Here is a 12,409-nt window from a genome sequence, read left to right on the forward strand (position 1 = left end):
GGACGGGTGCGCGAGCGCTCGTTGTGGGGGGGCGTTCGCCGTACTCGCCTGTGCCTGGCTGATGCGTACTCACCTCGGCCGACGCCTCGTGGACGGTCTCGGAGTGGATGACCTGGCCACATTGCTCAAGCACTGCCTCACGGTGGCCGGGCTGTGCGTGCTCCTCGGCTACATAGCGGCGGTGTACCGCGACGGCGAGGCAGCCGGACCGAGTGCACCTTCACGGAGGGTCCGTGTGACAGGAGCCGTCCAGCGCTACGGCTGGCCCGCTGCACTGCTGGTCATGGCCGCCATGGCGGCGGTGTTCCTGTCGGCCCTGGAGCGGGGGCCGGTGCCGGAGGACTCCCACTTCATGGACAGGCACGCCGGAGAGCCTGGCCTGGCGCTGTACATGGGGCTCTTCTACGGATATTGCGGCGCGGTGATCGCACTGTGCGGCTACCAGTGGGCCGGCGCCGCCCGGGTCGCCACCCGCCGCACGCTGAGGACCGGCCTGGCCCTGATGGCCGTCGGGATGGCGGTGGGCGCGCTGTACGCCGTGGTACGGGCTCTCTACGCAGTCCTGGTCGCCGTCCATCCGGTCTCGGATGGCAACGCCCAGGTGCAGGAGGCCATCACCGACAGCATGCTCTACGCCTCCTTCCTGTGCTGGGCGCTGGGCGTCGTGGCCCCGGCGACACAGGCGGCGGTGAACCGCGTGCGGGCGTACAGGATGCTGACGGGGCTCCACCCGCTGTGGAGGGATCTGGCACTGACCGCCCCCGCCCTGGTACGTCACGCGCCGAGTCGGCTCTTCCCGGAGCGCCGCGTGGCCGGCCGTCTGGACCTCGCACGTGATGTGCTTTCACACGATGTCTCACCTCACGTGCGGCTGGGGCGGTACGCCACCGAGATCCGTGACGTCGTCCACGCGATGCGCCGGCAGGCCCCTGCTGACCTCTATCAGGTGGCGCTGGAGGTCGCCGAGGCCGAGGGGCGCTCGGGCGACGAGGCCGAGTGCGCGGCGCAGGCGTACTGGATCATGGCTGCGCGCTTGAACATGCGCGCTCCGGTGCGCGAGCCGGGCGTACCGGCCGAGTTCCCACCGGCAGTAGAGGGCTTCTTCTCCGAGGAAGTGCCGTGGCTGCTGCGTGTCTGTGAGGCGTACGTGGCGGCGGATCCGGCGATCGCCGAGGAAGTCCTTGAGGATTCCTGCGCCTCCGTCTGACCATCTTGATCTTGTATTCGATCACGGGAGGATTTTCATGAACACATCATCGGGCCAGGCCCAGGCCAGCGCGTCTGCCGCTGCCATCATCCGGGACGAGCAGGGTCGCGTACTCATCGTGAATCCGGTCTATAAAGAGCGGTGGAACCTTCCGGGGGGCCATGTCGAGGAGGGTGAGCTCCCCACCGTCGCGCTCCGCCGCGAACTGCGCGAGGAGCTGGGCCTGGACCTGGAGGTGGGCGATCTGCTGGTCACGGCATGGGTCACCAGGGCAGAAGGCAGCCACGTCTTCTACGTCTTCGACGGTCCCCAGCTGAGCCCCGAGCAGCAACAGGGCATCACCTTGCAGGAGTCGGAGATCGGCGAAGTCCGGTTCTGCCTGCCCGAGGACATCTCTCCCAGCATGATCCCGCCCTTCGCTCTCGCGATATGGCGCAAGGCGCTCATGGCGCGCGAGGAGAAGAGGACCGCCTACATAGAACTCGCCCTGTAGATGCGGTCCGCGCGTGTCCCTGCCGCGGCCTCCCCAGCGGGGCTGGCGGCGGGGGCGCCGCCAAGACGCACGGCCGTCTACTCAGCCTGCATCTCGGCGACGACACTGCCGATGAAGTCCAGAAGTTCGGCCGGCAGTACCACTTCTGTTCCCCGAGCCGCGAGGCCGGCCAGTCCTCCGCGGACCAGACGGGTTCCGCTGATGATCCGGTGGACTTCGGCGTCGTCACTCGTGAAGAACAGCGGCGGAACGGCAAGAGCGGCTGCAAGGGCGGCGAGCTGGTCGTCGGAGGCGGATTCCGTCTCGCCCGTACGCAGGCCTCGGACCAGGGTTTCGTCGAGCACCTCTGATCCGGCCTTCGCGTTGCCCAGCTCCGCGAGCTGGGCATCCGTCGGATGGGGAAGGGCATAGGTCTCCTCCAGGAGGAAGGCGAGCTTCTCCTGGAGGGTCGACGGCAGCTCAGTCGACGTCTTCGGCAGCCCGCCCGGCACGGACTCAGGATGCCGTGCCGGGCGGGCTGCCGAAGGGGGGAGGTCGGCAGAGGAGCAGTCGGGGCTGAAGGACCGTTCCTGGGCAGCCAGCAGGTCCGGAACACTCACCCCGTACGCCTGCGCGAGAAGCGGTAGGAACCTCTCCGAGAGGCGCCGCCTGCCCCGCTCGGCATTGGCCACCGGACCGGCGCTGCGTGTCATCGTGATGGCGGCCGTCTGGTACTGGGAATAGCCGGCGTCACAGCGAAGATCCGCGAGATCCGGAGGGAGCGTCCGCGGAAACAGGTCGTCCAGCTTCATGCCGAGGGCGAGCGCGAGTGCGGGGAGCTTCTCTCCATCGGGCACCGACTTGCCGCTCTCCCAGCTGACGACGGCCGGTACGGAGACCCCGAGTTTCTCCGCGATGTCTCCCTGGGTCAGGTCGGCGGCTCGGCGCACTCTCCTGAGTAGATGTCCGTCAACGTGACGAACCGGCATGAGCTCTCCTCGTCTGGCACGGCGGCGGGAGTGCTAACTCTAGCGACTGCGCAACTTGATCAGTTTCTCAAACTTAGATAACTTCATTTCAGCGGACGGGGGTCGCTCCGGGCGGGCACTTTGGCCGCCCTGCCCTGCCGTGGGCTGAGGCACGGGGGCCTCAGCCCACGGCGGCACGGAACACGATGGCAACAGCCGATTGAAGCAGGGGGACGCTGTGAGATCAGTCGATGTACCCGCTCGGTCCTTAAGAGGGTTACCGACCCGACGCCCTTCGGCGGTACCGGCGCCATGAGTGTCGAGCACATGGCCATGGTGATCAACGCAGCCGGCCTCGATGGCCCCGAGAAACTGCTTCTTCTCGCCTACTGCAACCGAACGGACGCCCACGGGTATTGCTGGCCGGGTCAGGGGCGGCTCGTCGACGACACCGGGACGTCGCCCGCAACGGTCAAACGAGTCAAGGCCCGTCTCGTCCGGAAGAACCTGATCAAGTCCGTCAGGCGCACCAATCCCACAACCGGCGAGTCGCTCACCAACATGACGCGCGTCAACCTGCCGCTCCTGCAGTCGATGAAGCGGCCTCCGAAGGATTACGACGACAACGTCATCGAGAAGCTCGCCTTCCCATCGGATGCACCGGTCCCGACCAAACCGCGGCGTAAGCCCGCGCGTGCTCTCGACCTGCCGTTGGACCAGAATGAGCCTGCCCCGCAAAATGCCTCGTGTGCGTCATTTGAGCCCACGGCTCAACATGAGCCGTCCCCGGGGCTCACTCTGCTCCCGGCGTCCCGTCACGATGAGCCCGCAGAGGGAGCTGATCTGACCCCGGCCTCAGTTCACCCTGAGCCATTAACCGTCAGGGAATCCTCAGAGGACCAGCAGACACCCTTCCCTCCTTCCGGCGAGCCCGGACTTGTCCGAGGGCTGGAGGAGGTGCCTGATTGCACCCCCTGGCGGCCTTCGGACGCGGAACACCCGGACGCGGTGCCGAACACCGCCGGGGTCCGGCTCCTGACCGTCATCGGCGCACACGACCCGTCATTGGCCCTTCACGGAGCTGTCTTGCGCGATCAGGGCAGACGATTGGACGTGCTGTTCGAGGAGGGCTGGCTTCCCGAGCAGCTGGTGTCCTTGCTGTCCCGCCCGCTGCCGCACCCCGTGCTGAAGAGCGTTGGCGCCGTGATGGCCTCACGCATCACCACCATCGCGGCTTCGCCTTGCCCCGCCCGGTTGGGCGGGAATCTGCCCAGGGCGGCTCCCGGCTCTTGGAACGGGACGGAGTACCGGAATCAGGAGCCGACACCGGTGCCCGACGCCTACGCCCCCGACGCCTACAGCCGCGGTGTTCACAGGGAGTGCGACGAGTGCGGCCGGCCCGTACGCATCGAGGGCGAACTGTGCCCACCTTGCGCCGGCTACCAGCGTTGCCCCTGCGGCAAATGGGCACCAGCTGGGGCACCCTGCCTTCAGTGCGACGGGGAATTGCGGTAGGAGTGCGGGCTTGTGGTGTTCTGCCTGGCCATGGCCCGGGGTGTTCCAAAGGCCCTCGAACGGCTGAAACAGTGGGAGACGAGTGAGTTAAGTGGCGCTGTTTATCATATGTTTAGTGCCAGGGTGTTGGCTGACTGCTAACAGTTGATCAATTCGATGGGTCTGGAAGGTACGCCCTGACGGACCGCAAGGAAGGATCGCTCATGCCGACAGGAGCCACCCCGAGCAACATGACGCCGTTCACCGTCGGTGATCTGCGCGCTGTATTAGCCGATGCGGCTCTGGAGGACAGTCTCTCCGTACGACTTGTCTCGGCCAGCGCTCCTGGCGACTTCGATAGCTACGAGACTCGGATCGTTGTGGCGGCTGACGTCGAAGGCCCTGTCGGCGCGGACGGCCGACCGAGTGCCGTCTTGCTGCTCGCGGACTTTCCCGGCGAGGAGCGCGACACCGACTCGCGTTACGGTGAACAGTCCTGAGCACGTCCGGGCGACGAGCCGCATGAGCTCTAGCTTGTACGGGGCTGTCCAGCGGCCGTGGCGGCGGTTTTGAGGTTGCGGGCCATGTCGTTGTCGAGACCGGCGAACTCGAGCAGACGGCTGCGCCGATGCCTGGCGCTGGGGCATCCCTCGGACCGGCCCGGGCGCGCGTACGAAGCGTGACCACGCCCGCGTCACGCGAGATCGACTCCACGACTACACGCGCCCGGTGCGGAATCGACTACGCCATCTCGCCGCACTGCGCCCGGTCGCCCGGCACCACGGTCAAGTGCCTTTCGCTGCCGCTTCGCCGTCTGTTTATGGGGGCGTGCGCTGACCCTACAAGGGGGCCGTGGGCGGCGTGAGAGATGCGGCAGGCCGGTGGTCTGCCTGAACGGGACGATACGCGGCGGAGCGAAACTTCCTGGCAACGAGGAACGCAGGGATCGCGAAGACCACCATGAGGGCGGCCAGCGCAGTTAAGCCGAAACTCAGGGAGTATGCGGCACCACGCCCCAAAAGCGGCATGAGTGTAACGGTGCCGATCGCAAGCATGCGCAACGCCGCCATTTTGGCTTTTTCCGTGCGGTCCGCACGCTGCTGCAAGGCGGTCAGGAGCCAGCTGATGCTGTTCAGGTTGGCGAAGCCGGCGAGGAGGAGCGCGGGGAAGTGGAGCATGGGTGAACCGGTCATGGCGAGGACTGCCGCGGCGACGGCCTGGAGAGCGGGCCACAGCGGCACCAGCCAGGGGTACTGGGTGCGCCGGGCCACGAACGCGGCAGCGATCATGCCGGTGGCGAAGGCAGCCTCAAGAGCAGATACGTAGATCCCCTGACCGTCGTAGTAGGTGTTGACGAGAGGCACGACGAGGGTGCTGATGCCCGACTGGAAGACGAAGTCGCCTGCACACAGCAGCAGCATGGTGAGAACGACGGGTTGGCCCCGGTAGCGGGTGAGCATCTGACGCCAGTCGTGGATGGCGTCAGATAGAGCAGTTTTGAGTGCCGCTGACACCGAGCGCCGGGCTTCGCTACGGGCAGGCCGGGCGGTGGCCATGAGCAGGGCTGCAGCGAGGCAGGCGAGTACATCGGTGAGGAGCCCGGCAGCCGGAGAGGTGAAGGTCAGGAGGATGCCGAGCGCAGCCATGCCGGCCAGGGCTCCAGTCTGGACGGCCGCGTTGAGGAGGCTGTTGACTCGGGGCTGGTGGTGCTGGGGGATGCGCCAGGCAGTGAACTTGAACAGGGCGGCACGCTGGACGCTGTCACACATGGCGAGCATGACCGCTCCGGTGGCCAGCAAAGGCATGGCGTGAGGGAGACCGATCAGGGCGGTGGTGGCCATGGCGGTCACCCATGCGGCGCGGGTGAGGCTGCAGGCGATATGAATGTGCTGGGAGCTGAGGGCATCGACCAGGGGGCCGGCGAAGGGCAGTGCGCAGAGAGCGCCGACGGCCTGGAGGGTCATGACCAGGGCGAACGGCTGAGGGCTGTGGGTGAGCTGAAAGAGCAACTGCCCGAGGGCAAGAATGTTGACGCCCATGCCGAAGCCGGCCAGCGCGACGGAGACCAGCAGGATCCGAACATTGGTGTCCCGCCAGATCAACGTTGTTCCAGGCGGCGGTCGATGACGGTCTGGAGCTTCCCAGTGGTCGGATTGCGGGGGAGGCGACCGCTCGGGTGGCATTCGACGCGGAAGTCGAACACGTCGAGGCGATCGTCAAAGAGATGCTCGTCGCCGAGGACTTTGAAGGCTGCGGCAAGGTGGGCACGTACCTCGCCAGGTTCCAAGGACACCGGTGATTCGGTGCGCAGGGTAAGCGTCTCCCTGCCGTCGATGGAAGCGACCTCGGCCTGTAGCTGGGACACCTGGAACATGGCGAGGTGGGCGAGCAACTCATGATGAAGGAGAGGTTCCCCCTTCACGCGGATCACGCCGTCGCTGCGGCCGTGGTAGTCGAGGACACGACCGGAGAGCCCGCAGGCGCAGGTGTGGGAGATGATGCGACCGCGGTCGCCGACTCGGTAGCGGATCAGAGGACCTTCGAACTTCTGCAAGTTGGTGGTGAGCAGGTGGCCGGGCTCTCCATCCGGCAGCGGGCGCCCATCGTCGTCGACGATCTCGATGAGGTTGTAATCGTCGTTGATGTGGTGGAGGGTCCCGCTCATGTAAGCGCACTGGTAGCCGAGCTGGGCGCCATCGTTAGCGGCGAGCACGCTGGAGATGATGCGGGTGCCAAGCGCTTCACGGAGCCACAGCTGGTCGGCTTCGCTCATGGCCGTGCCCAAATAGAGGATCTTCTCGATGCGTAGCTGCGGGTCGCGCTGCCTGGCTTCGCGGAGGACGGGGAGCAGCAGGGTGGGCACGCCGATGAGCGCGTTGACGTGGAAACTGCCGGCGAGCATGAGAAGGCTGTCGACGGTGACGGCCTGGCCGGTGGTGTAGCACTCCAGGGGCATACGGGAGAATTCGGTCACGGTGGTGGTCAGTCCGCCGTACAGGTCGCCGCCGAAGAGAGTGTTGACCAGGCGGTCGCCGGGCTCCAGCCCCATGGCATAGAAGAGGGGGATTGCCTCGCGGACCATGTTCGCCCAGTCGGTACGGGAGTAGACGATGTAGCGGGGGGCTCCAGTGGTCGCGCCGCTTCGCAGAACTTCGCCGCTTGGCACTGCTCCCGTGCACAAGCCTCGACTGGCAGGCAGAGAATTCGCCTCCAGGGACGCCTTGTCGAGGACCGGGAGACGTGCCAGGTCATCTCTGCCGCGGACCTCAGGGAGGCGGTGGTAGTACGGGGCAAGCCGGGCTCGTTGGGTGACGTAGCGGAGCTTCGCGCCGATCCGTTCGGTGGCTTGGGCGTTGTCTTGGGCGCGAGCTTCGGCCAGGGAAGTACGGCAGAGGTAGGTGCGCCGGATCAGCTGCTGGGTCCAGGCGCTGGCGCAGTCCCGGCGCAGGACCGAGGCAGCAGGGCCGGGCTCGTGGATGTTGTCGGGTCGGATCCGTACCTCCAGAGCCGGCTCGCCGGGACGGGGCTCTCCTGTGAAGAGGTCTCCGTCGGCGGCGCTGTGAATCCGGGCACCATCGACTCCGACCTGCACGATGTCGGGTACGTGCAGGAAGATTCCCGGCGTGTCCGCATCGAGGTCGGTGACTTCGGCCGGCGGAAGGGGAAACCCGTCGTGGCGCAGGGCCTCGGTGACGCCCTGCCACAGCGGTGCCCGGTCCGTGCGGATGGTCACCGGGTTCCCGGTGGCCCAGGCAAGCAGCAGACCGCGCAAGGTGTTGCCGGGCCGCAGATCGGTAATGACGATCTTTCCCACGGGGGAGAGGTGGAAGACGTCATTGCTGTCGGTAAGCGGCTGCCAGGGGTACTGGCTGAGACCGCCAAGGAGCTCGTCGAGTCCCTCGGTCAGCTCCGCGGTGTTCAGCAGGTCAGCGAGGACTGTAAGCCCGGCGTTCTTGAGAAGTGTTGCAAGACCAGTTTCGGGCTCGTTCTGCAGCCGCTGTTCAGCGGCTGCAACGCTCAAAAGCAGATCGGTGGGGTAGTACCTCATGCCGCATGCTCCGTTATCACGGTAATGGTGCGGGCGCACTCAGCCAGGAAGCTGGCGAGCATGTGGGAGGCGGGGTGGGAGGCTTCGATGGCGAGGGGGACCTGTGTCTCCTGGTAGGTGACGTGGGTGGCCGGAGCAGTGGCCGGGTCCAGAATGTGCAGCGCGTCGACGCACCGATTTTCGACCAAATGTCGTGAGAGCGTCAAAGCCCGTCCGGTGTGTGACGGCAGGTGGTGGCCCGGAACAACCAGCCAGCCGTGGAATCGGCCGCTGCGCTGTGCGGGGGCGGGGGCGGGCAGCCCCAACTGTGCGGCGATCTCGTGAGACGGCAGGTGGATTCCGGTGTGCCGCAGATGCGCCTGGACGACTCCCGCACCACCCATCCGGTTGGCGATCTCCAGGAAGACCAGGTCGCCGTCGGGGGTGTCGAAGAACTCCAGGTGCACCGAGCCTGATTCGATTCCGAGGGCGGTGACGCAGCTGCTGGTGAACTGCTGGTATCGGTCTTGCGGGGGAAGCTGGACGGAAGCGAGTGTGGCTCCGGCCGCGAAGTCGGCCGGGGTTCCGATATACCGGCTGACCACCAGATGCCGCACACTGCCGTTCACTACCAGGCAGTCGGCGTGCAGGATGTCCCCCTCGATGTACTCCTCGAGCTCGTAGTCCTCCGTATCCGGCAGCCGGTGGTAGGCGGCGAGTGCCTCGCGCGCCGTGGGGTGGATGCTGACGCCGTCACTGCAGGTCCCACGACGGGGCTTGAGGACGGTGCGTCCCGACCACGGCAGGAGTGTGTCGTGGCCGGAGGGGCGGGCGTAGCGCGGGTACCGCACTTCTGTTCCGGTCAGGGCGCGTTTCATGGCAATTTTGTCGTGGGCTCGCTCCACCTGCTCAAGGGCGGGGACCTGCAGCCCAAGGTGCTGGCGGATGCGCCAGCTGGGGACGATCCCGAATTCCGACAGCGACACGACGTGCTCGAACCCGTCGTCTGCCGACGTGCGGGCCAGCACACCGTCGGTGAAGTCCTCCTCTGGCATCAGCTCGATCCGATTGCACCGCAGATCAGCCGGCAGATCGGCCATACGGTCGGGGTGACCGATATAGGTCACCTCGTGACGCGAATGGTCGATGGCTCGGCGGTAGTCGGCCTTGCGGTAGGGAAGCTGATGCAGGACAAGAATCTTCATGACTGTGATGCTCCAAAACCCGGTAGGAGGCTGTGGGCGTGAGAACGGGGGCGTTAATCGACGGCTTCGGCAGTCACTTCACGGGCCTGACCACGGCCGGCGTCAGTAAGTTCGGGAGTCACCACCGCAGGCATACCTCCTGGCCAGTGCGGCCATCTGACCGCACCCCAGCGGGACGGGAGCCAGCCGCTGAGAGGCTGTCACCGGTCCCCGTCTGTCCACTGCGATGCGGAAGCTGATGGGGGAGGCATTGGATCGGTACTGCGAAGAGGCAGCACGACCAGTCGGCCGATAACCCGGCCCCAGGTGCCCATCGGGAGTGTGTGAGCCGTTCTGTTACGGGAGACCGCCGCCGGAGTGTGGACCGGCCTACGCGCCGGCTCCGGGCCGGCCGTCAAAAGTGTCCTCAGTTGCAACGTCGAACAGGGCGCGTCGTGGCGAGCCCTGTTCGACGGCAGACGGTGCGCGGGTTATCAAATACCTGCGGTGACGCGTGCGTCAGCCGCAGAGGCACGCCCCAGAGCCCGCAGGTTCTGCACAGTCTCGCCAGGCGACGGCAGGGAGGGATGAACCTGCACAGTTCCCGTGGCGATCTCGAAGCTGGGCGTCATCACCGGCTCCACCACGTGGTGACCGTCAGCACGCAGCTGCGCGACGCTCCGCTGCACGCTGGGCTTGGTCCACATCCGCCCGTTCATCGTGGGAAAGAAGACCGCGGGTTTCTCGTGCGCCAGCAGGGCCGAGCCGAGCAGGCCCGTCGGCATACCCTGTGCCGCGCTGCCCAGACAGTGGGCCGTGGCCGGCAGAACGATGAACTGGTCCGCCCACAGCGCCAGCGCCACGTGGCCGGGGTCGAAGTGTGCAGACGGTTCGTCGTCGCTGAACACAGCGTCGCAGAACATGCCGACAGTAGTAGGGGGCAGGATGGCAACCGCAGAGCGTGTCATCACAACCCGGATCTCGGCGGCCGGAAGTGAGCGCAGGGCCGTCAGATAGTGCGGCAGATTGATCAGATTGCCAGAACCGCATACTCCCACCAGAAGCTTGATGCCGCTCGTCTCCGGTGTGGACGCCGTTTCGCTGATGCTCATGCCGGTACCTTTCGGTGCTCAGCCTGTGTGAAGCCGTGGTGTTGGGCGACTAGGTCGAGCCGGTCCTGGATGTTGTGCTTGTAGCTGGGGCAGGGGGGATTGCCCTCACGCCATGCCTTGGGGCAGGCACCACCGCAGGTCGGGTAGAACACGCAGGACTGACACCATGACTCGCCCCGCTCCACCGACTCGTGCCAGTCGTCGAAGGGCCCGGTGGGGCGGAATACCGGCAGGTCCAGGTCGGTGACGTGCGCCAGCGGCTGGGTACGTTCGGCTTCGGGCACCAGCGGGAATTCACTGCAGGAGAAGATGCTGCCAGTGCTGCTGATCAGCTCGGCTGACACGGTGACCGCGGGGCAGACAACCTTGTGGGGCTTCTGCGGCAGGATGACGTAGTTCAGGCCGCGTTCCTGCATGGCCTTAAGCCAGGTAACTTCCCGCTGCGCATAATCGTTGGCCTCCACGACGAGGTCGGATACGTCGTTGCCCCAGGAGTGCACTGGCAGGATGGAGAACCGCACGTTGGGCCGGTCGAAGCCGTGCTCCTTCATGATGTCGAAAAGTTCTACCAGTCGGTCCTGGTTATGGACATCAACGTTGGTGCGGATCTGGAACTGAACGTGCTGGTAGTCCGGGTCGCTGATCGCGGCCTTTAGCGTGTCGAGGATCTTCCAGAAATTCCGACCGGCTCTCTTCAATGGCCGGTGCACGTCGTGGATGTCGGGCGGGCCGTCGATGGTGATCTCAAAGTGGCTGACTCGGCACTCCCGGACGAGGACCGCGACCTTCTCCGGGGTGAGTAGCGTCCCGTTGGTGACGATCACCGAGAGGTAGTCCAGCCCTCGCTCGTCAGCGACCTTGACGAAATCCTTCGCCAGATCCTTAATCATTGCGTAGCCGACCATCGGTTCGGCACCGAACCAGTCGATCCGGGCTGCCGTTGTGCTTTCTTTCCGCAGAGCCCTGAGTACACGGTTGCGGACCCGGTCGCGGTGGTCGGCGGAGAGCCTGCCCGTTGTGTGCTCTTGGCCGCAGTAAGTGCATCCCATGTTGCAGTAGGACGTAGGCAGCAGGGAGAAATGGACCGTAGAAAGGTCCTTCGCTGCTGCTCGGTTTCGTGTCAGAACGGCTGACAGCTCGTTCTCCTCAACGGGGATGAGCACCTCAGCCTCCCTGAGCAGGGACACCGCAGCGTCGGGGAGGGCCGACGTGTCGCCGGCCAGCAGTGCATCAGCAACGTGAGGCTTCACCGGCAGAACACCGCTCCTGCGCGTCGTGTAAACGAGCCTGGCTGGCTCGCCTGAAGCGTCGAAATACGTCTTGTCGCTGAATACGAGATACTTGCTGACTTTGTCCACGTCTAAGGTCTCCCTCAAGATATTTCCCCCCGCCAGGGATTGCTTGCTCGTGGCGGGCCGGGGGTGTACCCGGCCCGCCACGATCAGCGTCTTGCGTCAGCAGACGATGTTCGAGTTGCCGCCGGGAAGCTTGAAGTCATCACCAGTGGTCAGGAACATGGGGCACCTCCTTTACGCGATAGGGCCTCCGCTTTTCGCGAAGCGATTCATTGAGTCGAAGCCAGCTGCAGCCGCCCTGGCGGGGCGGTCCCGCAACAGCCACGTCAGCAGACGATGTTCGAGTTGCCGCCGGGAAGCTTGAAGTCATCACCAGTGGTCAGGAACATGGGGCACCTCCTTGAGAGATAGTCCGTTTCCCCCTTGCGGGGCATTGATAAAACTATGCGCAAGACTTGCTCAGTGGCAACAGCTATTTTGCGACTTCCGGCCAGAAGTGTAAATCTTGTTCAAGCGCAGCACTGAAACCCCACCGCCGGTACGCATTCGCGTACCGATGGCAGGGTGGACGGCAGGTTATGGCTTTGATTTAGCTTGAAGTCTCTCCTTGTAACGCACTCAGCGGTCGGATTTCGGGTTCCCCTGAGCGA

Annotated in this window: 9 protein-coding genes and 1 pseudogene; 4 read left to right on the forward strand and 6 right to left on the reverse strand. The window is 65.5% G+C overall.

The features are described from left to right. Window positions 1-43 precede the first annotated feature (43 nt). Together ACZ4M3_RS34305 and ACZ4M3_RS34310 are read left to right on the forward strand one after the other, a co-directional pair. Window positions 44-1,207: pseudogene (locus ACZ4M3_RS34305) on the forward strand (MAB_1171c family putative transporter); the annotation flags it as partial. A 37-nt stretch (window positions 1,208-1,244) separates the two neighbouring features. Beyond that, window positions 1,245-1,700, forward strand: a complete 456-nt coding sequence (locus tag ACZ4M3_RS34310) for an NUDIX domain-containing protein (RefSeq protein WP_467739420.1) — start codon at window positions 1,245-1,247, stop codon at window positions 1,698-1,700. Window positions 1,701-1,777: 77 nt separating this feature from the next. On the opposite strand, the gene ACZ4M3_RS34315 is transcribed toward ACZ4M3_RS34310, so the two are convergent. Beyond that, window positions 1,778-2,668 carry a helix-turn-helix domain-containing protein gene (locus tag ACZ4M3_RS34315; RefSeq protein ID WP_467739422.1) on the reverse strand — a complete coding sequence of 297 codons (891 nt, stop codon included), beginning with the start codon at window positions 2,666-2,668 and terminating at the stop codon, window positions 1,778-1,780. A gap of 291 nt (window positions 2,669-2,959) precedes the next feature. Between ACZ4M3_RS34315 and ACZ4M3_RS34320 the strand changes: the two genes are divergently transcribed. Continuing rightward, entirely contained in the window at window positions 2,960-4,162 is a 1,203-nt protein-coding gene (locus ACZ4M3_RS34320; protein ID WP_467739424.1) for a helix-turn-helix domain-containing protein, read from the forward strand. Between the two features lie 230 nt (window positions 4,163-4,392). After that, window positions 4,393-4,641, forward strand: coding sequence for a DUF6225 family protein (locus ACZ4M3_RS34325; protein ID WP_467739426.1), 249 nt, complete (start codon window positions 4,393-4,395; stop codon window positions 4,639-4,641). Between the two features lie 339 nt (window positions 4,642-4,980). Here the strand turns inward: ACZ4M3_RS34325 and ACZ4M3_RS34330 are convergent, their stop codons facing one another. The 5 genes from ACZ4M3_RS34330 to ACZ4M3_RS34350 all read right to left on the reverse strand — a co-directional run bounded on the left by ACZ4M3_RS34330 (window position 4,981) and on the right by ACZ4M3_RS34350 (window position 11,822). After that, the gene (locus ACZ4M3_RS34330) at window positions 4,981-6,243 is read right to left on the reverse strand and encodes an MFS transporter (protein ID WP_467739428.1); all 1,263 of its coding nucleotides are present in this window, start codon (window positions 6,241-6,243) and stop codon (window positions 4,981-4,983) included. Then, window positions 6,240-8,189: a phenylacetate--CoA ligase family protein gene (locus ACZ4M3_RS34335; RefSeq protein ID WP_467739430.1), complete on the reverse strand. Its 1,950-nt coding sequence runs from the start codon at window positions 8,187-8,189 to the stop codon at window positions 6,240-6,242. Before ACZ4M3_RS34335 ends, ACZ4M3_RS34330 begins: the two co-directional genes overlap by 4 nt. Continuing rightward, window positions 8,186-9,373: an ATP-grasp domain-containing protein gene (locus ACZ4M3_RS34340; RefSeq protein WP_467739432.1), complete on the reverse strand. Its 1,188-nt coding sequence runs from the start codon at window positions 9,371-9,373 to the stop codon at window positions 8,186-8,188. Before ACZ4M3_RS34340 ends, ACZ4M3_RS34335 begins: the two co-directional genes overlap by 4 nt. 473 nt (window positions 9,374-9,846) lie before the next feature. Further along, window positions 9,847-10,464: a flavoprotein gene (locus tag ACZ4M3_RS34345; protein ID WP_467739434.1), complete on the reverse strand. Its 618-nt coding sequence runs from the start codon at window positions 10,462-10,464 to the stop codon at window positions 9,847-9,849. Then, on the reverse strand, window positions 10,461-11,822 hold the full coding sequence (locus ACZ4M3_RS34350) for a radical SAM protein (protein WP_467739436.1): 1,362 nt from the start codon (window positions 11,820-11,822) through the stop codon (window positions 10,461-10,463). The genes ACZ4M3_RS34345 and ACZ4M3_RS34350 overlap by 4 nt, the downstream gene beginning before the upstream one ends. Window positions 11,823-12,409: the final 587 nt, after the last annotated feature.

The sequence above is a fragment of the Streptomyces sp. NPDC026522 genome (assembly GCF_055567555.1).